Genomic DNA, 20,542 nt, shown 5'->3' with positions numbered 1-20,542 from the left:
ATAGAATGCATACAATTTTAGGCTACTTGTGGCAGTACATCACGAATCCTAAAGCAATTATCGCCTTGTCATTGTTCGTGGCATTGATGTCTTCATATACTTCAATTCCTCGTCATATATTCTGGGCTTTAGCAACTGCCTATGCTTTGGGTCTTATTGTTTATGGTATCTATTGGCTTATTCAACGAAGAAAGCATGCTGCTCAAGGTGAAGAGTTAGCTGAGGCAATCGAAAAAGATAACCAAGCTGAATATGGCAAAAATAAAGATAAAGAAGAGCTTCAGCTAGTTAGTCAACAAATGAAAGAATCAATTCAACTGATTCGTAAATCTAAGTTGGGTGATAAAAAAGGGAATGCTGCATTATATGAACTTCCTTGGTATATGGTTATTGGTAACCCAGCCGCCGGTAAAAGTTCAGCTATCTATAACTCTGGTTTAAAGTTCCCTTTTGAAGAAACACATCAGAAAATGGTATCTGCTGGCTTAAGTGGTACTCGAAATTGTGACTGGTTCTTCTCTACAGAAGGTATTTTGCTCGATACAGCGGGCCGTTATTCTGTTTATAGCGAAGATCATTCCGAGTGGTTAGGTTTCTTAAATATTTTAAAAAAGAACCGCTCTAAAGCACCAGTTAACGGTTTGATTCTAATTGTTAGTATTGCTGAGCTAATTAGTCAAAGTCCTGAAAATTCATTAAAGCTTGCTAAAAATTTACGTGCTCGTATTCAAGATCTAACTGAACGTTTAGAAGTGGTAGTACCTGTTTACTTAGTCTTTTCAAAAATGGATTTGATTGCAGGTTTTACTGAGTTTTTTGAATTTTATGAAGCTCAAGAATATAACCAAGCTTGGGGAGCAACGCTTCCATATGAGCAAAACTCTTCTCATAACGCGGTAGATTTGTTCGAAAAACATTACACTATTCTTTACGATGGTCTAAAAGGCGTGAGTTCGACTCATTTAAGTCGCCGTCATTCGCAGAATATCTCACCAAGCGTAATGACTTTCCCATTAGAATTTAAAACATTAAAACCAGCTTTAAAAAGCTTTATTGGTACACTTTTTGAAGATAACCCATATCAATTTCAACCAGTTTTCCGTGGGTTTTACTTCACCAGTGCTTTGCAGGAAGGTGTAATTGAAAGTCCAATGACTGAGCAAATTGCACAAGAATTCCAGCTGACTCAAATTGCTCAAAATGATTTAAAAGACCATACAAAAATTACTCCTAACCATGGCTATTTCTTAAATGGTCTATTTTCAGATGTTATTTTAAAAGATAAAGATCTCGTTAAGCAGCATGTAAATACGGGCAGAAAACGTCAACGTTACATTGCATTTATTGGTGCTTTAGCGGGTGTTTCAATTATTTTGGGTGTATGGGTTTGGTCTTATCGTAATAACCAGCAATTAATTGGTGAAGTTCAAGCAGATTTAAATAAGGTCGTTCAATTAGAAAGAGCCTCTGGTCAGCAACTGTCTACCCAATTAGAAGCTTTGCTGATTCTTCAAAGACGTCTACAGCAGTTAGATGAGTTTGATGAAAATAGACCACTTAAGTTTAGTTTTGGTTTATATCAGGGCAATGAGCTTCGTGAAAAGCTAAAAGCTGAATATTTAAAAGGTGTTAAGCAGATTGTGTTAACACCAACACAGCAAAATATTGCTCAATATTTGCAACGTGTAAAAAATAATGAAGCAACATTAAAAGCGAACCACACGAATGTTGAGATCAAGCAAACTGCTCAATCTCAACAATATTTGGAACCTTCAGATACCAATCCTCAAGATGCTTATAATGCTTTAAAAGCTTATTTAATGATGAGCAATCCGCAATATATGGATGCTAGTCATCTAAGCGATCAGGTTACGCGTTTCTGGCGCTCTTGGTTAGATGCAAATAAAGGTCAAATGCCGCGTGCAGATATGATTCAAGAAGCTGAACAGATCTTGTCGTATGCAATGACCTTAGCAAATGATAAACAATTCCCAGTTTTAGAAGCAGATTCGCAAATTGTTGATCAAACTCGTCAAGTATTACTCTCTGTTGTTCGAGGGATGCCAGCGCGTGATCGTGTTTATAATGAAATAAAAATGCGTGCTGCGGTACGTTTCCCAGCACTGACTGTAAGTCAGATTGTGGGTGAGGCAAATAAAAATATTGTATTGGGTAGTTATGCATTACCAGGCGTATTTACCCAAAAAGCTTGGAATGACTATGTAGAAAAGGCAATTGAAGAAGCTGCAGATAAGCCAACAGACAGTAAAGACTGGGTATTAAATAGTCGTCAATCTGATGATTTAACTTTCTCAGGCAGTCCAGAGCAAATTAGAAAGCAGCTAACAGCGCTTTATAAGCAAGAATACATTGCGGAATGGAGAAAATTCTTAAGTGGTATTCATTATGCTAAAGCCGGCCAATTTGCTCAGCAAGTAAAAAATATTGATGTTTTAGGTGAACCACAAAATTCTCCAATTAGAACATTAATTGAAAGGGTTGCAGTCGAAACAAACTGGGATAATCCGGTTGTTCAAGCTGAGCTTGCAGCTCCACAAAAAGGATTCATTGCATGGTTTAAACGTAAAGTTCTAAATCATGATGACAAGCAAGTTGCTAATCAAGTGGCAAACAATGCTCAAGGCGCTATTTCTCAAGAATACCAAATGTTCTACCAGTTGGTTCGCAAGCGTGATGATCAACAAGGTAAGTCATTGCTTGATGAATATATGACAAATTTAGCACTCGTTCGTAGTAAGTTTAACGAGCTTAAAAATGCGGGCGAAATTGGGCCTAATGCAATGACATTAGTTAAACAGACCCTAAATGAGCAAACGTCTGTATTTAACCAAACTCAAAAAATTGTAGATGAAAAGATGGCGGTTGGTTTCAATGAAATTGACCAGCGTTTACTGCAAAAATTAGTAGTTAGCCCACTTACTCAGGCCTTTGAGAGCTTAATTACACCGACACAAGACGAAATTAATAAATTATGGGTAATGCAAGCTTATCAGCCATTTACAGCAAATCTTGCTAAGAAATATCCATTTAACTCATCAGCTTCTTTACAGGCAACAAGTAGTGAAATTGGTCAAATCTTGGGTGAGAACGGTAGTATTTCTCGCTTTGTGAAAGAAAGTCTGGATCCATTTGTGATTCGTCGTGGCTATACCTTAACGTCTAAAACTTGGAAAGATTTAGGCATTAGTTTAAATCCTCAATTCGTTATGAATTTCCAAAGATATGTGGCACCAGCCAATGGTATGGCAACTGGTGAGTTGAATGCTCAAGCACCAGCTGCTCCAGCGACTAACCAATCTAACTTCCAGTTCTACCCAATTCCAAACCCACAATTGCTTTCATATACCGTTGATATTGATGGTCAGCGTATGACTTATGAAAACGGTGTTCAGCAGTGGGTTAACTTCATTTGGCCAAACCAAGGCAGTATTCCTGGTGCTCGTATTACCGCTGTAGATTTACAAGGCCAAACCCACACGATTTTTGATGAGCCAGGTGAGTACGGTATTAACCGTTTAATTGATAGCGCTCAACGTAAGGAACAAAATGGCGGATTTGAAATGCTTTGGCGTAGTAAAACTGATCCATCATTATTTGTAAAAATGAATTTCCGTCTAATTAGCAGTAATTCAGGCAGTATCGGTTCAAGCCGTGGTTATGCAGGTATGCAATTGGTTGATAAAGTCACTGCTGATAAAGCTGCTCGTGTGGTGTCTGCTCAGCAAGCACCAGCTCAAGCTGCTCCAGCAAGAACTGAAAATCCTGTTTCTGCACTTGCTCAGCCTTCTGCGGGAGTTAAACCATGACATGGAAAATAACCTCTATGCGAAAGGAGGAGCAATAATGCAAACATTAAAAACAACTCCTTTGTATTACGGCAAAAGTCCTGCACGAGGCGACTTTTTAAAAACAAAAGGTCAGAATGCTCTAATACAGTTGCTTGATCAGTGGATTACTGAAGCATTGGAATATGCAATGCAATCAGGCAGCTTTAAAGAAGCTTATAACACGTTGCCTTCGCTGGATTTCTTTATTGCGAATCCGAAAGAAAATATGTTTTTAGCGGCGAACCTTCTTGCAAGTGAAGATAGTTCGGGGCGATCTTTTCCAATGGTACTGAGCCATTTATTAGAAATTGATTTACCGTATGATAATTTGCTGTATGCGCCCTACAGCTATAAACATGTATTAGTTGATTTATTTCAAAACAATCGCGCTTTAAAAGGAATTAAAGATTCAGATCTGTTACTTGGAAAATTAGGTCACTTACAAAATCAAATTCAGGTTTTAACTGAACGTGAATGTGTGGGTTTCTATGAAAATCATACGATGCACTCATTCGCTCAGTTAATGAAGCTAAGTATTTATGAGTTAGCGCAAAGTATGATTGGGCTGGGATTATTGCTACAGCCAATTTTACAAAATGGAACCAGTCGATTAAATAAAGTTTTAATTTTGCCTATTAATAATCCCGCTTACAGTTATGAAATAGCAGCATTTTGGGTCAGTATTATTTGTCGCTTTTTAAAAGAACATAATACTGAAGTGCTGATAGGTTTGTTACATCGAGAGCAGCCTGTATTATTCTTCGGTTTTCAAGGGGCTGATATTTTAGCCTTGAGCGATATTTTTACTCAGAATATGGATAGTAAACACTGGGTTTCTTTAATAGAAGCACAATGGATTGATACTTATTTGGAGCAGAACGCTGGTTTAGCTACGCTAGAACAATCATTATGCCAACGCCAATTAAGCTTAAATCAAGGTTTAAAACTATTTAGACAGACTTTTTTGGGTGAATAATAATGAATCAACGATATCAAAGTAAACTTTTGCAGCTCATAAAAGGCTGTTTTATCTATGCAATCGCTAACTATGCTTTAGCTCAGCCTATTGTCGTAGAAGGAGTCGTTCCTAATGAGGCGAGTAAACAGGCTATCTTATTAAAAATGCAGTCTGTTTATGGTGCTGATCAGGTTGTAGATAAAATACAAGTGAGACCTGTAGCTGCTCCAAATGGGTGGAGTGATTCAGTAACTCGAGTGATTACCCCTGATCTTAAAAAGGTTTCACAAGGCAAATTAAGCGTAAACGGCACACGTTTTGAGTTGAGTGGGAAAATGCTGAACCCAGCAGATATCCAGCCTACAATTCAATCTTTTCAAGGATTAGTGCAACCGCCGTATCAACTATATTCACAATTATCAGTCAATCAGGCTGAGCAGAAAATTATTGATGATGCACTTAAAAATCGAATTATTGAGTTTGAATCTGGTAGCGCAGTTTTAACTGATGCTGGTCAAAAAATTCTAGATGAGATGGCGGTTGCTTTAAACAAAGTTGGTGGCAAGAAAGTCAAAATTATTGGTCACACTGATAGTTCTGGTGATGCGACTAAAAACTTGAAACTTAGCCAAGATCGTGCGTTAGCAGTTAAAAACTATTTGATTAGTAAGAGTATTCCTGCCGACCATTTATCTACAGAAGGTTTAGGTTCATCTAAGCCAGTTGCAGATAACACTTCTCCGGAAGGAAGAAAGAAAAACCGTCGGATTGAGTTTACTGTTCTATAAATATAAGGAGAAGAACATGGCTAGCCCTTACATTACGATTGGATGCCCAACAACTGGTGGAGGGCAAGTGATTTCAGGAAACAGTACATTTTTAATTGATGGAATTGCAATTGCCTGTGTAGGGGATAAGGCTACTTGTCCTGCTCATCTAACGGTATCTACGATTGTATCGGGCGATCCAAATATGCTTGTCATGGGAAAATCCGCAGCGCGTGTAAATGATTCATTATCCTGTGGCTGTAAATTATTGCCAAAACAGAGTTTAGTTAATCAAGGATAAGGGTAGAGATATTTTTATATAGATATAAATATCTACTAAAACATATTAATGCTTGAAATGATGAGTAGTTTGTCTGATAAAGCTGAATTTTGTTAATATACAGGCATTATGATTTTAAGCATTAAATTATTTAAAAATATTGAGAGTAATGATGAGTAATTTAAAAATTTTAATTACAAAACTTTCTACAGTTGCACGAACTGCTTTAGAAAAATCGGCTAATGCTTGTGTTATTCAACAAAATTATGAAATTGAAATTGAGCATTTATTTTTAGAATTACTTAATCAATCTTTAGAGAATGATTTAAAAATTTTATTAAAGAAATATAAAATTTCATCTGAAGCTTTAGCTGATGATTTAAAAGAAACAATTTCTCAATTACCAAAAGGTAATACTCGAACTCCTATTTTTGCTAAATCTATTGTTCGTTTGTTTGAACAAGCTTGGTTATTAGCTTCGGCTGAACAAAATCCAGTTATTCGTAGTGGTCATTTATTAGTTGCGTTATTAACTGCGCCTGATTTATATCAAATTGCAACAAGAGCTTCGAGTTTATTTGACCTTTTACCAATTGATTCAATGAAACATAAGTTTCTTGAAATTTGTGAGAAGAGTGTTGAACAACAAGATGAAACAAAAACACCTTCTGATGAAGCTGACTCAACAGAGGCGACTGTAGCAAATACCAAAGTAGCTAAAACACCTGCTCTTGATCAATATACGATTAATCTCACTGAAAAAGCGAAAAAAGGAGGTATAGATCCAGTTATTGGGCGTGAATATGAAATTCGCTTAATGCTCGATATTTTAATGCGTAGACGCCAAAACAATCCGATCTTAACCGGAGAGCCAGGTGTTGGTAAAACAGCTGTAGTGGAAGGTTTGGCTTTAAAAATTGCTCAAGGTTTAGTACCAAACGCCCTAAAAAATGTACATTTACATGTGCTGGATATGGGGTTATTGCAGGCAGGTGCAAGTGTTAAAGGCGAGTTTGAAAATCGTTTAAAACAGGTTATTCAAGAAGTTCAAGCTTCTACTCATCCTATTATTTTATTTATTGATGAAGCGCATACTTTAATTGGTGCAGGTGGACAAGCAGGGCAAAATGATGCTGCAAATCTTTTAAAACCAGCTCTTGCACGTGGTGAGTTACGTACGATTGCTGCGACAACTTGGGCAGAATATAAACAATATTTTGAAAAAGATGCTGCATTGAGCCGACGTTTTCAGGTAGTAAAAGTAGAAGAGCCAACCGAAGACGTTGCAGTAGATATGTTGCGGGCGATGATTCCAGTCATGCAGCAGCATTTTAAATTGCAAATTGATGATGAGGCGATCGTTACTGCGGTTCATTCTTCACATCGATATATTAGTGGTCGCCAACTTCCGGATAAAGCAATTAGTGTGCTTGATACGGCTGCAGCACGTGTTGCTTTGACTCAAAATGCTCAACCTGTAAAGCTTGATCAGTTAAAGGCCCAAGAGCATAACTTAAAGCTTGAGCAGCAAATTTTAGAAAATGAGCATCGTCAAATTCCAATACATCATGAACGATTGGAAGCTTTAAAAGCTAATTTAGAATCTTTGCAAAAAGAGATCCATGAAACCGAAGAGCAGTGGCAAAAAGAATTAGAACTTGTTCATAAAATTCAAGAGTTAGAAGCACAGAATCATGCTAATGAGTCTGAAGCTTTCGATCAGATTAATCTACTGCGTAAAGATCTTGCTGATATTCAGGGCCAGCAACCATTAGTATTTGAAAGAGTAAATTCTCAAATCATTAATGAAATTATTTCTGATTGGACAGGTATTCCTGTTGGAAAAATGGTCAATGATGAAATTAAACAGATATTAACGCTTGAGGATAAATTGGGCGAGCGTGTAATGGGGCAAGATTATGCACTCACACAATTAGTTCAAGGGATTAAAACTTCAAAAGCAAAACTTGAAGATCCTAATAAGCCACAAGGTGTATTTCTTCTGGTCGGACCAAGTGGTGTAGGTAAAACTGAAACTGCATTAACTTTGGCAAATGAGTTATATGGTGGTGAACAGCATTTAATCACAATTAACATGTCTGAATATCAAGAAGCTCATACGGTATCTTCGCTAAAAGGTGCACCTCCAGGATATGTCGGATATGGCCAAGGCGGAGTTTTAACAGAAGCTGTTCGCCGTAACCCGTACAGTGTTGTGTTGCTTGATGAAATTGAAAAAGCTCATAGCGATGTTCAGGAACTGTTCTATCAAGTATTCGATAAAGGTACTTTAGAAGATGGTGAAGGTCGAGTAATTGACTTTAAAAACACGACTATTTTGTTAACTTCAAATGCTGGTTCAAGTGCCATTATGCAGGCTTGCTTAAATAGACCTGTAGAAGAATGGCCTACAGCTGAAGAGTTGATCGAGCACTTAAAACCAAGTTTATATAAACAATTCAAGCCTGCATTTTTAGGCCGAATGAGAGTTGTTCCTTATTTCCCACTGCATGATGATCTACTTGTACGAATTATTAAACATAAGCTAGGCAAAATCACAGCAAGAATTGAGAAACAATACGGAACACAAGTCCAGTATTCTGATGATTTGGTAGAGCTGCTCTTAAGCCGTTGTACAGAAGTCGATAGCGGTGCGCGTAACGTTGATAATATTTTAAATTCTACGGTATTACCTGCATTAGCTACAGAAATTTTGGTGGCTTTAGCAGAGCAAAAACTACCAAAAATTATCATGATTGATGCTAAAGATGATGAAATTCAATATGTACTAGACCCAGTTGTAAAAGCTGCTAAAAAAAGGACTAGTAAAAAATTGAAGTCAGAAGTTTAAAATTGAATAGAGCTAAAATTAGATGAATATTGATATTTCTGAACTACTCGAACCCATTAGTGATAGTTTGCCTTGTGGTGATGACTTTTCGTTTTCTAATGAATTTCATGAAATAAAAAAAGCGAAGACACAAGATGATCTATTGCTAGATCAAGGTGATTGGGTTGCTGAGCGCAAACAAGCCGATTGGGACTTTGTAGCAAAGAACACAAGTGTTTTGCTAAAAGATAAAACAAAAGATATCCGTCTATTAACTTGGCTCTTAGAGGCTTGGACTCATCTTTATGGTTTTGAAGGTATGGCTAAAGGTTTAACTTTAAGCCATACCATGCTGAATCAATACTGGCAGGAAATTCACCCTGTTATTGAAGATGATGACTTAGATCAACGCATTGGTTTACTACAGGGTTTAATTAATCAGTTGCCTGGCTTGTTGAAGAAAGTTTCTTTAACCAATACAGCTCCTTATTATAATTTGCTTGATTACGATAATTTTCTATATCATGAAAATGTTCGCCGTAAACAAACTGAAGAGTATGACAGCCAGTCAGGACCATCTGAATTAGAACAATTCGACCAAGCCATTTTTAATACTTCTAAAACTTTTCAATACTCTAATTATCAAGATTTTAGTTCGGTCTTAACCGAGTGGGATGTTTTAAAACAGACTCTTGATCATTTAATGGGATTAGATTCGCCGAGTTTTGCTGCTATTGATTCGGCATTTGAGACCATTCACAGCACATTACGTAAGATTTATAAAGCAGAAGCTTTTGGTACTGGGCTTGCGCCAATCCAAGAACAGGCTACTGTTATCACGAGTTCATCTATGGAAAATCAAGTGCCTGTACAAGTTGTTTCGGATCAGCCAGCTTTTCAGCCTCAAGCACAAACGCACTTGGCGAACCGTGAACAAGCAATGAAAGTGCTGCAAGAGATTGCCGATTACTTCCAAGCAAATGAACCGCATAGCCCTGTGAGCTATATGCTTCAAAAAACGATTAAATGGAGTCAAATGCCATTACATGAATGGTTAGCGCAAGTCATCAAAGATGAGCATCCATTACAAATGGTTCAGGAAATGTTAGGTGTGCAGCCTAAAAATGAATATGAATAAAGATTGGTAAAGACATATGTTTAAAGCTGAAAAAGTCCTGTGGGGCGAAGGTTTATTTTTAAGACCTCAACATTTCCAAATTCAAGATACGTATCATGAACAACGCCTAAATCATACGGTTCGCGCAGTTGTGCCTTTTTCGTATGGCATTCAAAAGTTAAGTTTCGATGAAGCTCAGTTGAGTACGCATATTCTTGCTCTTGAGTCTGTAGAGATGATTTGGCAAGACGGTGAAATTTATCAGGCACCTGCATATGATCTATTGCCTGAACCAATTTTATTAGACGATCTTAATTTACGTGGTGAGATGCTAATCTATTTAGCATTGCCACTTTTACAAGCAAATAAGCAAAATCTAATTGATCAAAATCAAGCGCAAAAGGGTAGATATCAATCACACCTTGTTGAAACGCATGATTTGTTTACTAATGCTACTGAAGCAGATATTAGTTTGCTACGCCGCCGTGCTGTTTTTAAATTATTAGATATTCATAGTAATCCAGACCATAATTTAGATGGTTTCTTATATCTGCCGATTGGAAAAATTAAGCGTCAAAGCTCTGGTGCTTTTGAAATTGACCGAAAGTTTATTCCACCAATTTTGCATGTGGATGCCTCTGAAACACTCATTTCAAACTTAAAAAGAACTCTGAACGTTATTAAGGCAAAAATTAAGACGATTCAGACCAATAACCGAGAAAATGAACAGAAATTAATTGAATTCCGTTCAGGTGATATTGTTTCTTTCTGGTTAGTGAATGCCCTAAATACGGCTCATGCTGGTTTAAATCACTTTGTGCAATATCCACAAATTCATCCAGAACGGTTGTTTTTCGAATTATTGCGTTTAGCAGGTTCATTATTAACTTTCTCGACAGCCTATGATGTCGATCAGTTGCCTGCTTATAAACATCATAATTTACAAGAAAGTTTTACTCAGCTAGACACGATTCTACGTGATTTACTCGATACGATTATTTCAAGTCGTTATATCAGTATTGCGCTTAAAGAGATCAGACCTTCATATTGGGTGGGAAGTCTTGAGACCGATAAGATTACTCGAGACACTCGACTTTATATTGCCGTATCAAGTAGTGCTATGCAGACCCATGAGTTGATCCAGATCGTACCTTTACGATTCAAGATTGGTAGCACTTTGGATGTAGAGCAACGTGTAGTTGCTGCATTGCCTGCAATTCCATTACATCATTTGATTCAGGTTCCAACTGCAATACCTGTACGTTCTGGTGTGAGTTATTTTGAAATTGAACCGCATCACGAGCTATATCAGCGCATGTTAGATTCAGAGACGATCTGCATTTATGTTCCAGCTGGTTTCCAAGATATCAGTATTGAATTGATTGCGGTCATGAACGCTTAACGGTAAAGGAGAGAAAAATGTCACAATCTACAGGCGCTCCTTCTTTATTTGACGATGGGCAAATTGGAACGGGTGGAAATAATAATAGCCAGTCTCAAGCAAAACTACAGGCAATCAATCTGATTGATTTATTGCATGATGGCTTTTATTTGGTTTTTTTGATTCGAAATCAGTATGTGCCGGCAGACGCTCAGCAGTTTCGTGAAAAAATCTTAAATTTACTCAATCAATTTGAGCAACAAGCTAAAAAGTTGCAATTTTCAGCTGATGATATTCATGATGCGAAATATGCATTTTGTGCTTTGATTGATGAAACTATCGTAACGCAACAAGACCCAAGCTATTTTAATTTGCAAAATGCTTGGTTAATTAGCCCATTACAATTGAGCTTGTTTGGTTCTCAGTTAGCAGGGTATCGTTTCTTTGAAATTTTAGAGCAATTGCGAAGTCGTGGAAAAGAACGTCTAGCTGCTTTAGAAGTATTTCATTACTGCCTTTTGCTCGGTTTTCAGGGTAAGTACCGAATTGAATCTATTGAAAGTCTCAATCACCTCGTATCAAGAGTGGGTGATGAAATTGACTATTTAAAAGGGAAAAAAGTTGCATTTTCGCCGTTCTCGGCAATTCCCGATCAAATACGAAATATTATTCATCGCGAAGTACCTTTCTTTTGGATTTTGATCTTTTTATTGATTTTTGCATTACTTACCTTTGCAGGCTTAAGATTTATGCTCAACAATCAAAATGATAAAGCATTATCTAACTATCAAAATGTGATTTCTGCTCCTCAAGAGCAAGCACATATTACAATTTATTTACCTTGATGATGGAACGAAATGGCTCAGGAAAAACCAACTTCTATTCGAGTTTTACAATCGAATAAAAAAAAGCCGAAATCACCAGTACTTTATATTGTGATTGGTGTGATTGCAGGGGTGTTTGTCAGCATCTCGCTATTCCTGTTCTTGTCTCAACCGAATTCGCCAGAATCAACAGCAATTGAGAGTAAATCAACGGAAGAGCAAGTTTTAAATCAAGATGTTGTACATTCTTCAGATGAACAAAATCAGGTTGCTGTAAGTCAAGACAACGAGACGGACTCAATGAGTCGTGATGGCTTTGAACAGCCAAAAGATAATGAGTTAAGCAATATTTTTAAACCTGTTCCACATAAACCTATTGCTACGAATGAACAACGAGTTTCACCATTTGATGAACAGCTAACAGGTGAAAAGAAAGTTCAGGTTGTGCCTCAACTACAGACGAGTGCAGCTAAAGCGGTTCAACCTAAAATACAGCCAGCTCAGCAAAAGCCTGTAAGTAAGCCGCAGCAGCAACAAGTGGTGCAGGCTAAACCCGTAGTTGAGAGTAAAGCTCCAGCCGAACCAGAACCTGAGGTTGAGCCACCTAAGGCATCGGTAGATATTAAAATTACACGAAGTCCTTTTGCCGTGAATTAATGAACTGATGATGATCTTTCTCATTTTCTTTTGCTTTACATGTTTGGCAATTGGTTTAGCGTTTTTAATGTCTTATGAACTAAGGAGTAGAAGCAAAGATTTTGTTTTGTCATTACTGCCCCAAGGGCGTAAACAGCTTAATCAGGTTAAACAATTTGCTCAAACCATGAATCAGGCAGCTGCTCCTGAAAAATTACAATCTCATTGGCATTTACAGCAATGGTGGATTGTAATTGCAGGCTTTTTTTTGTTTGCCAGTATATTAGTTTTTGCTTTTACTCGTCCGATTAGTTCAACCCGAATTGAAGCTGAATATCTGAAAAAAACAGACCCTCAAATTTATGCACTTTTAAATGGTGAAATATTGTCACCACCACCAGAAGTAGATGAAAGCTTAATTGAAGCCGCAATTGTTGAGGCCACGCAGTTAGAGCAGCAATATTCGTCTCAAAATAGTGGAGCTATTAATTCTTCACCGATTGATAACACCAGTTTCGATGGTCGAGCTATTTTGGATACAAATTTAGTTGATCGTAAATGGGACAAAATGAACCCACGATATAAACAGCGTTTACTCATGGTCTTTAAAATCATGAAAGAGCAGTACGGTTATGAGTTGGTTCTATTGGAAGGCTATCGTAGCCCAGCACGTCAGAATATGTTGGCGGGCAATCCTAACACGACTAGAGCGAGAGGTTATCAAAGCTATCACCAATTTGGTTTAGCTGCTGATGTAGCATTTAAACGAAATGGAAAAGTGGTTATTTCTGAGCGAGATCCGTGGGCAATGCAAGGCTATCGGTTATATGGGCAAGTCGCTGAATCGGTTGGTTTAACTTGGGGTGGACGTTGGAAATCTATCCAAGATTATGGGCATACCGAGTTCCGTATGCCGGGCTTAAGAAAAACTCAAGAAATGGCAGAAAAACTGATTGCTGAAAGTTCGAATGATATAAGTTAAATATTGATTGAGGATTGAAAACGTTCTTGTAAAACAGTTGTCATTTTATCTACAAGCTGGGAAATTATCCCAGCTTTTTCCCATGTGTAAATTGAAACGGCCATAGGAGGCACAGCTCCTAATGAATCATATCGACGTACTCTACGTCCGTTGGTCGTAGCTACAGGCAATAAAGATAATCCTAATCCTGTTTCAACACTGACTAACACGCTTTCTAGACTACTACCCGTAAAAGCAATATACCAACGTCGCCGTTCGCGCTCTAACGTTGTGAACATTTCGTCCCGATAAAGTCCGCCTTGAGGAAAGGTCACTAAACTTATGGGATCAGACCATCCAGTTGTTGAATTCTCACTTTCAAACCATGCCATTTCTTCTGGGAATGTAGCGTGGTGATCAGCACTGGCCGCAGGTTCTTTGACAATAATAATATCGAACTCACCATTCCGATAACGTTCTGTTAAGTTGCGACTCAAGCCAGAGGTTACGTCTAAACGAATGGAACGATGCTCTTTGGCAAATATACCAAAAACTTCGGCCATTGCTTGACTCATCATATCTTCTGGTAAACCAATACGAATGGAAATACTTCCTGCTGGATCTTTAAGTAGTGCTTCAGCTTCTTGTTGAAGGGTCAAAATCCTTTGCGCATAACCAATTAGATATTCTCCAGATGCTGTCAATTTGAAAGGTCTTGCTGTCCGATCTATAAGGGCATGACCGACAGATTCTTCAAGTCGTGCTAACTGCTGACTAACTGTTGATTGAGTCAGGTGTAATCGTTCGGCAGCTGCGGTAAAACCGCCAGTTTCAAAAATAGTGACGAAAGCACGTAAAAGGCGAGGATCAAACATATTAGGTACCGCCACACTAAAAAGCCAACAAGATAAGTATTTATAATCTTAATACTATCGATTAAATAATTTAATTTCCAAATACTTTTGGTGATCTTTATTCTATTTATAAAATGTTTAGCCAAAAATTTCTATTGGGAGGCCACCATGCGTAAGTCACTAATATGGATGAATCTGATTGTCGCATTAGGGACTTCGGGTTTTACAAATATGACGAATGCAATGGGTGAGTATCCTTTACATCAGGCAGTGATAAATAATGACACACAATCTATCAAACAAATTTTATCTCAAAAAGCTTTAATTGATGAGCGAGATGAAACTGGTTCGACTGCTTTGATGGTCGCTACAAGAGCAAATAATGTACATGCTGCTCATATGCTGATAGAGGCTGGTGCGGATGTAAATGCAAAAGACAATATTCAAGACAGTCCATATTTATATGCTGGTGCACAGGGATATTTAAAAATTCTAAGAATGACACTCATGCATGGTGCCGATTTAAAAAGTATTAACCGTTACGGTGGGACTGCGCTCATTCCTGCAGCGGAACGAGGCCATGTTGAAACAGTTCGTACATTAATTGCGGCCGGTGTAGATGTTAATCATGTGAATAATTTGGGATGGACGGCATTACTTGAGGCCATCATTTTGGGTGATGGAGAACCCAAATATCAACACATTGTAGAGCTTTTATTAAAGGCAGGTGCTGATCCGAACTTGGCTGATAAAAACGGCATAACTCCCTTACACCATGCGCGGTCACGAGGATACCGCGAAATTGAAAAAAGACTTCTTGCAGCTGGTGCAAAATAGAAAGTGAGAGTATGTGATGGAAAAAGGTGAACAGTTTTTACGTAAGGCGATTGAGCTTGCCTATAACAATATTGAAAAAGGTGGCAGGCCATTTGGTGCTGTGGTTGTAAAGGATGGAGAAATTATTGCTTCAGGCGTAAATCAGATTCTGGTAACGAATGATCCAACCGCACATGCTGAATTACTGGCGATTCGTGCAGCTAGTCAAGTTTTAGGATCTGCCAACCTAGAAGGCTGTTCTGTGTATGCAAGTGGACATCCATGCCCAATGTGTATGGCTGCAATGCGTTTGGCCGGTATAAAGTCGGTGAGCTATGCTTATTCTAATGAAGATGGAACACCATTTGGTTTGTCTACAGCTGAAATATATATTGAGCTTGCCAAGCCCTTTGCTGAGCAGTCAATGAAAATTCAATATATACCGATCAGAGTTGAAAACCGCACTGATCTTTATGCGCATTGGAAGAATTATCAAGCCAATCATTCAGGCTCAAAATAATGAAGCAGTCTGGAGCTTTTTTGACCCAGCCGATGCTCATTGTAACTGTGGCTTTAGTTGGCCTTAATTTAAGACCATTTATAACAAGTATTGGACCATTGATTGCCAATATTCGAACAGCTACTGGTTTAAGCTTACAAGGGATAGCACTACTTACTTTGCTACCGATGATGCTTATGGGGATTGTTGCATTTGTTGGCCCAATATTGCAGAACTATATCGGCGAACGAAAAGCTATTCTTGGTGCATTGCTGGCCATTTGTGGAGGATGTGCTGTCCGATTTTTATTGCCTACATCCGAAGGATTAATTCTTAGTGCAATATTAATTGGATTCGGAGTTGCGATGATACAAGCGGCTTTTCCCGGCATGATTAAACGAGAATTTAGCCAATATATTGGGCCGATGATGGGGCTTTATTCGGCTATGCTCATGGGAGGAGGAGCACTAGGTGCATGGTTAGCTCCCATAATTTCAAATATAACGGGTGTCTGGTCGATTGGCCTAGCTTTTTTTACCATTCCAGCTTTATTTGCATTTATATTGGCGCTTGTCTTTTTACCTATAAAAGTTAGTTCATCCATTCATCATGCGCCTGTACGCAAGTTGTTAAATCAACCTCGAACATGGTTATTAATGATGTGCTTTGGACTTGTAAATGGTGGCTACTCGTCAGTAGTAGCGTGGTTGGCACCTTCTTTTCAAGATCAGGGTTGGAGTGCAGCACAAAGTGGAAAATTACTCGCTTTGCTGGCCTTGAGCCAAGCAGCTTCAGCGCTCATTTTGCCTGTTTTAGCTAGGAAATATAAAGATCGACGTCCATGGTTATGGTTTACGTTAGCAATGCAGCTAGTCGGTTTCTCCGGAATGGCTTTTATCCCTGATTTTGCCTCTATGCTTTGGGCAATTTGTTTGGGCGTGGGTTTGGGTGGATGTTTTGCGTTAACGCTTATCGTTGCATTAGACCATTTTGATGAACCCATTCATGCAGGCGCTTTATCTGCAATGATGCAGGGGGGAGGTTTTTTACTGGCAGCAATCCCGCCGTGGATTATTGCAATTTTGCATGATTTTACCGGGGCTTACAAAGCAGGATGGCTTTTTCATTTAGTCAGTGTGATATTAGTCATTATTTTAGTAATTAGATTGAATCCCAAAAGTTATTTCAAAGTAAGTCTGTAAAAAGTTGAGTTAGCCAAGATTCTTTTTTAAAAATTGCTACTCCTATAATCACAAGCAAATGAGGAAATAGTGATACGATAGAACTGAAAATTTCCGCTTCTAAATGAATACAACAATATTTGATTTCTATGACTTCTTCTTTGAAACAGCTCACTTTATTTAATCAAGGCTTAGGAAAAACCAGTCGATTTGCAAAAGGCATGGATGGAACTTTACAGGCTATTGAGCATTTAGGATATGTGCAGATTGATACCATATCGGTTATAGAGCGAGCTCATCACCATATATTGTGGAGCCGAGTGCCTGATTATGAGCTAAGTCATCTTAATAGTTTGGTTGGTGAGCGGCAGATTTTTGAATATTGGTATCATGCCGCGTCTTATCTTCCTATGAAAGATTATCGCTATGCATTGCCTGCCATGATGTCTGTCAGAAACGGAGAAAGCCGTTATTTCAATAGAGGTGATCAACACCTTATGAATGAAATTTTGGCACGTGTTCGTGCTGAAGGAAAAATTCGTCTACGTGATATTGATAAAAATAATAAAAAGAGTTTGGGAAACTGGTGGAATACCGGACCAGGCCGCCGTGCTTTTGAGCAGTTATATATGCAGGGTGACCTGATGATCTGTGAACGTAACGGAATAGAAAAGGTCTTTGATTTGACCGAGCGCTACTTGCCAGAAAATATTGATTTAAGTATGCCTACACTTTATGAATATGCGCAGTATTTATTTAATAATACGCTTCGAGCACATGGTGCATTTACATGGAAACAATTAGTTCATCTAAAGAAAAATGATTTAAAAGAAACTATGCGTGTCGTTCTGAAAGAACATATTGATGCAGGTGTTGTATCAGCAATTAAACTTGAGAATGGTCAAACTTTATATGTTGATGTTGCTGCAATGGAACAAAAGGTTAGTACTGATTTTGGTTTAAAAATACTATCGCCTTTTGATAATTCTCTTATTCATCGTGACCGTCTAGCTTCCTTATTTGAATTTGATTACCGCATTGAATGCTATGTACCAGCGGCTAAACGAGTATATGGTTATTTTTGCTTGCCGATCCTATATCAAGACGAGTTAGTAGGCCGAGTAGATTGTAAAGCGCATCGTTCTATCAAAGAATTAGAAGTGATTAGCCTACATCTGGAAAAAACAGTAAAAAATAAGGAGCTCTTCTTCTTCGAACTGGAACAAGAGCTCAAGCGTTTTGCTGCGTTTAATCAATGCTCAACTATTAATGACAAAGTGATTAAGCGTATTCGTACTAAAATTTAGACACCCAAAGCACTCCAGCTTTTGGTGTTTTCACTTTTTAGTTTAAAGGCATACGATATTCAATAATTCCTGGTTTTTGTGCAATCCAGTCATAAAGCTTTTGCGCTGGTAGATTGGTTTCTTGAGTATGCCAATATAAACGGTCACAGTTGTGTTTGATTGCTTGCTTCTGCACATATTCAATGAGTTGCTTACCAATGTGTTGCCCACGAACTTCAGGTGAAACATACAGGTCTTCTAGATAACAGTAATTATTTTCTGCCCATGTTGAACGATGAATAACATAGTGCACAATTCCTAAAACCTGCTCACCTTGTTTAGCAACGGCACAGTACACAGGTTCATTTTCATCGAAGAAACGTTCCCATGTTACTTTTGTGACATGAAGGGGTAAATTCACTTGATAAAAATTTTGGTAAGCAAGCCAATATTTTTCCCATTGTGAATAATCTTGCTGCTGAACAGGAACGATTTGAAGACCTTGATTTTGCATAATAATTACACTCTGTTTTAAAGTAATAAAAAATCGACAACTAGAGTGTAGTTTTGATAGTGGTATTTTTATAAGATACACTTTTGATATTTTTCACAGTACCAGTTTTAATATGGCAGCTCCGATTTCTGCATCTTTTCCACATTTAATTTTGCCAAAAGGCCAGATTAAAGATGGACTATATACGGCTTTGCGTGATGCCATTTTAGATGGAAGACTGACTGCCGGAATAAAATTACCCTCAAGTCGTGCTTTGGCAGAGATGATGTCAATTTCAAGAAATTCTGTATTGGCGGCTCTTGAACGATTACTGGATGAGGGATATTTATTTACCAAACCAAGTTCGGGTACCTATGTTGCTGAGGTTGTGCCAGATCAGTTAATACATGTTCAAAAAAATTCAAAAGAAACGTCTAAAAATACTCATCGTTCCTTAAATATTAATCCAAATCTTGAAACTTTATTGGATTCATGGCGCAAGCAGTCATGGTTAAGTAAAAAGAAAAAGATGTTTCATGTAGGGGTAGGTTGTATTGATTTATTTCCTCATCAACTGTGGGGCAAGCTATTAACACAAGCTTGGCGGCAGTCGTATTATCAGCTTGGTCAATTTTACGACCCACGTGGCTATCTACCTTTGCGTCAGGCAATTTGTGAATATGTTCGCTCCACCCGAGGGCTGAACTGCAACGAAGAGCAAATTATTATCGTAAACGGAACGCAGCAAGCTATTCATTTAACAGCCTATGCATTACTTCAAGCAAATGATGAAGTGTGTTTGGATGAGCCGGGATATGATGCAGCTTTTAAGATTTTTCGAAGTTTTGGTGCACAGGTAAATTTGATCGAGAGTGATGAGGAGGGAATGCAAATCTCTGACATTACAAATCATTACTTCAAAAGCAAACTGGTATATACAGCACCTTCACATCAATTTCCTTTAGGAGGAACTTTAAGTTTAGCTCGCCGTTTTGCTTTATTAGATTGGGCAAACAAACAAGAAAAATGGATTTTTGAAGACGATTATAATAGTGAGTTTCGCTATGGCACTCACCCAATTCAAGCTCTACAAGGTTTAGATCAGCAGCAAAGAGTCATTTATTCTGGCACTTTTACCAAGATGATGTTTCCAGAGTTTCGTTTAGGGTTCATGGTTGTACCTGAAGCATTAATTGAAACCTTTAGTGCAGCTAAATATTATACTGACGTGCGAAGTTCATATTTAGAGCAGGTCGCTTTAGCTCTATTCATTCAACAAGGCCACTATGCTCGACATGTACGTAAAGTTCGAAAAGCATGCTATGAGCGTCAACAAGTATTGATTAACGCTATTAATGAATACCTTTCAGATGTACTCGAGGTTCAGCCAACAGATTCAGGCATTCATCTTATATGTTGGTTAAAAGCATCATGGACTGAGCAGGAGTTTATTTCTCATTGCTCGGCATTGGATTTGGAGATTCAACCTCTATCAAGATATTGTCAACTTGAGTCGAAAAAAGCAGCAGTTCTGTTGGGCTATGCTGCACATCAACCTGAGGAAATGGTGGAAAATATTAAGAGACTAGCCATCAGTATCAAAAAGTAAAATAGCTAAACTTTTCAAAATTATATCAGGATTTTAGAGTGATTTTATTTTTAATGAGAAGGGCAAAATATTTATTCGATTTTAATATTTTGATGAAATTTTAAAAAATTTAAATTTAAAAGATTTATTAATCTTATTTTAAGCTAACTTCATTATTTTAATAATATCAAAGCTCAGTACAGTACACCTTTTGGCCACATTC

General features: G+C 37.9%; 17 protein-coding genes. 15 read left to right on the top strand and 2 right to left on the bottom strand.

Features of this window, described 5'->3' with window-relative positions; genetic code table 11:
• Positions 1 to 5: 5 nt before the first annotated feature.
• The 10 genes from tssM (at position 6) to KTJ10_RS02715 (ending at position 13,623) form a co-directional block, all read left to right on the top strand.
• Entirely contained in the window at positions 6 to 3,827 is a 3,822-nt protein-coding gene (tssM, locus tag KTJ10_RS02765; RefSeq protein WP_202744309.1) for a type VI secretion system membrane subunit TssM, read from the top strand.
• Between the two features lie 37 nt (positions 3,828 to 3,864).
• Positions 3,865 to 4,824, top strand: coding sequence for a type VI secretion system-associated protein TagF (gene tagF, locus KTJ10_RS02760; RefSeq protein ID WP_014206363.1), 960 nt, complete (start codon positions 3,865 to 3,867; stop codon positions 4,822 to 4,824).
• A 2-nt stretch (positions 4,825 to 4,826) separates the two neighbouring features.
• The gene (locus tag KTJ10_RS02755) at positions 4,827 to 5,594 is read left to right on the top strand and encodes an OmpA family protein (RefSeq protein WP_262441297.1); all 768 of its coding nucleotides are present in this window, start codon (positions 4,827 to 4,829) and stop codon (positions 5,592 to 5,594) included.
• A gap of 16 nt (positions 5,595 to 5,610) precedes the next feature.
• Positions 5,611 to 5,874: a PAAR domain-containing protein gene (locus KTJ10_RS02745; protein WP_108011985.1), complete on the top strand. Its 264-nt coding sequence runs from the start codon at positions 5,611 to 5,613 to the stop codon at positions 5,872 to 5,874.
• Between the two features lie 148 nt (positions 5,875 to 6,022).
• Positions 6,023 to 8,704, top strand: a complete 2,682-nt coding sequence (gene tssH / locus KTJ10_RS02740; protein ID WP_262441296.1) for a type VI secretion system ATPase TssH — start codon at positions 6,023 to 6,025, stop codon at positions 8,702 to 8,704.
• Between the two features lie 22 nt (positions 8,705 to 8,726).
• Positions 8,727 to 9,821 carry a type VI secretion system protein TssA gene (tssA, locus tag KTJ10_RS02735; RefSeq protein ID WP_033850363.1) on the top strand — a complete coding sequence of 365 codons (1,095 nt, stop codon included), beginning with the start codon at positions 8,727 to 8,729 and terminating at the stop codon, positions 9,819 to 9,821.
• A gap of 16 nt (positions 9,822 to 9,837) precedes the next feature.
• The gene (gene tssK / locus KTJ10_RS02730; RefSeq protein ID WP_016141459.1) at positions 9,838 to 11,202 is read left to right on the top strand and encodes a type VI secretion system baseplate subunit TssK; all 1,365 of its coding nucleotides are present in this window, start codon (positions 9,838 to 9,840) and stop codon (positions 11,200 to 11,202) included.
• A gap of 17 nt (positions 11,203 to 11,219) precedes the next feature.
• A complete protein-coding gene (icmH, locus tag KTJ10_RS02725; RefSeq protein WP_002114531.1) occupies positions 11,220 to 12,026 on the top strand; it encodes a type IVB secretion system protein IcmH/DotU in 807 nt (268 codons plus the stop codon).
• A gap of 12 nt (positions 12,027 to 12,038) precedes the next feature.
• Positions 12,039 to 12,662 (top strand): hypothetical protein, encoded by a 624-nt coding sequence (locus tag KTJ10_RS02720; RefSeq protein ID WP_262441295.1) that lies wholly within the window; start codon positions 12,039 to 12,041, stop codon positions 12,660 to 12,662.
• 7 nt (positions 12,663 to 12,669) lie between these two features.
• Complete coding sequence (locus KTJ10_RS02715; protein WP_057086159.1) at positions 12,670 to 13,623, top strand: M15 family metallopeptidase; 954 nt, start codon at positions 12,670 to 12,672, stop codon at positions 13,621 to 13,623.
• On the opposite strand, the gene KTJ10_RS02710 is transcribed toward KTJ10_RS02715, so the two are convergent.
• The gene (locus tag KTJ10_RS02710) at positions 13,620 to 14,477 is read right to left on the bottom strand and encodes a LysR family transcriptional regulator (protein WP_262441294.1); all 858 of its coding nucleotides are present in this window, start codon (positions 14,475 to 14,477) and stop codon (positions 13,620 to 13,622) included. The genes KTJ10_RS02715 and KTJ10_RS02710 overlap by 4 nt on opposite strands.
• Positions 14,478 to 14,624: 147 nt before the next feature.
• Here KTJ10_RS02710 and KTJ10_RS02705 point away from each other — a divergent pair, with 147 nt between their 5' ends.
• The 4 genes from KTJ10_RS02705 (at position 14,625) to KTJ10_RS02690 (ending at position 18,259) form a co-directional block, all read left to right on the top strand.
• Positions 14,625 to 15,293 (top strand): ankyrin repeat domain-containing protein, encoded by a 669-nt coding sequence (locus KTJ10_RS02705; protein WP_262441293.1) that lies wholly within the window; start codon positions 14,625 to 14,627, stop codon positions 15,291 to 15,293.
• A gap of 16 nt (positions 15,294 to 15,309) precedes the next feature.
• Entirely contained in the window at positions 15,310 to 15,792 is a 483-nt protein-coding gene (locus KTJ10_RS02700; protein WP_262441292.1) for a nucleoside deaminase, read from the top strand.
• Complete coding sequence (locus KTJ10_RS02695) at positions 15,792 to 16,973, top strand: cyanate transporter (RefSeq protein WP_262441291.1); 1,182 nt, start codon at positions 15,792 to 15,794, stop codon at positions 16,971 to 16,973. Before KTJ10_RS02700 ends, KTJ10_RS02695 begins: the two co-directional genes overlap by 1 nt.
• A gap of 128 nt (positions 16,974 to 17,101) precedes the next feature.
• On the top strand, positions 17,102 to 18,259 hold the full coding sequence (locus KTJ10_RS02690) for a winged helix-turn-helix domain-containing protein (protein WP_262441290.1): 1,158 nt from the start codon (positions 17,102 to 17,104) through the stop codon (positions 18,257 to 18,259).
• A 37-nt stretch (positions 18,260 to 18,296) separates the two neighbouring features.
• On the opposite strand, the gene KTJ10_RS02685 is transcribed toward KTJ10_RS02690, so the two are convergent.
• Complete coding sequence (locus tag KTJ10_RS02685) at positions 18,297 to 18,752, bottom strand: GNAT family N-acetyltransferase (protein ID WP_262441289.1); 456 nt, start codon at positions 18,750 to 18,752, stop codon at positions 18,297 to 18,299.
• Positions 18,753 to 18,864: 112 nt separating this feature from the next.
• Between KTJ10_RS02685 and KTJ10_RS02680 the strand changes: the two genes are divergently transcribed.
• On the top strand, positions 18,865 to 20,340 hold the full coding sequence (locus KTJ10_RS02680; RefSeq protein ID WP_262441288.1) for a PLP-dependent aminotransferase family protein: 1,476 nt from the start codon (positions 18,865 to 18,867) through the stop codon (positions 20,338 to 20,340).
• Positions 20,341 to 20,542 lie beyond the last annotated feature (202 nt).

Origin of the sequence: Acinetobacter sp. WU_MDCI_Abxc222, from assembly GCF_025514755.1 — a bacterium.
GTDB classification, from domain to species: Bacteria; Pseudomonadota; Gammaproteobacteria; order Pseudomonadales; family Moraxellaceae; genus Acinetobacter; species Acinetobacter geminorum.
Note: the sequence above shows the minus strand (reverse complement) of the source record. Positions and strands in the feature narration are given on the sequence as shown.

Coding starts and splice junctions, on each gene's coding strand:
- tssM (WP_202744309.1), top strand. CDS start 6: ATGCATACAATTTTAGGCTACTTGTGGCAGTACATCACGAATCCTAAA.
- tagF (WP_014206363.1), top strand. CDS start 3,865: ATGCAAACATTAAAAACAACTCCTTTGTATTACGGCAAAAGTCCTGCA.
- KTJ10_RS02755 (WP_262441297.1), top strand. CDS start 4,827: ATGAATCAACGATATCAAAGTAAACTTTTGCAGCTCATAAAAGGCTGT.
- KTJ10_RS02745 (WP_108011985.1), top strand. CDS start 5,611: ATGGCTAGCCCTTACATTACGATTGGATGCCCAACAACTGGTGGAGGG.
- tssH (WP_262441296.1), top strand. CDS start 6,023: ATGATGAGTAATTTAAAAATTTTAATTACAAAACTTTCTACAGTTGCA.
- tssA (WP_033850363.1), top strand. CDS start 8,727: ATGAATATTGATATTTCTGAACTACTCGAACCCATTAGTGATAGTTTG.
- tssK (WP_016141459.1), top strand. CDS start 9,838: ATGTTTAAAGCTGAAAAAGTCCTGTGGGGCGAAGGTTTATTTTTAAGA.
- icmH (WP_002114531.1), top strand. CDS start 11,220: ATGTCACAATCTACAGGCGCTCCTTCTTTATTTGACGATGGGCAAATT.
- KTJ10_RS02720 (WP_262441295.1), top strand. CDS start 12,039: ATGGCTCAGGAAAAACCAACTTCTATTCGAGTTTTACAATCGAATAAA.
- KTJ10_RS02715 (WP_057086159.1), top strand. CDS start 12,670: ATGATGATCTTTCTCATTTTCTTTTGCTTTACATGTTTGGCAATTGGT.
- KTJ10_RS02710 (WP_262441294.1), bottom strand. CDS start 14,477: ATGTTTGATCCTCGCCTTTTACGTGCTTTCGTCACTATTTTTGAAACT.
- KTJ10_RS02705 (WP_262441293.1), top strand. CDS start 14,625: ATGCGTAAGTCACTAATATGGATGAATCTGATTGTCGCATTAGGGACT.
- KTJ10_RS02700 (WP_262441292.1), top strand. CDS start 15,310: ATGGAAAAAGGTGAACAGTTTTTACGTAAGGCGATTGAGCTTGCCTAT.
- KTJ10_RS02695 (WP_262441291.1), top strand. CDS start 15,792: ATGAAGCAGTCTGGAGCTTTTTTGACCCAGCCGATGCTCATTGTAACT.
- KTJ10_RS02690 (WP_262441290.1), top strand. CDS start 17,102: ATGACTTCTTCTTTGAAACAGCTCACTTTATTTAATCAAGGCTTAGGA.
- KTJ10_RS02685 (WP_262441289.1), bottom strand. CDS start 18,752: ATGCAAAATCAAGGTCTTCAAATCGTTCCTGTTCAGCAGCAAGATTAT.
- KTJ10_RS02680 (WP_262441288.1), top strand. CDS start 18,865: ATGGCAGCTCCGATTTCTGCATCTTTTCCACATTTAATTTTGCCAAAA.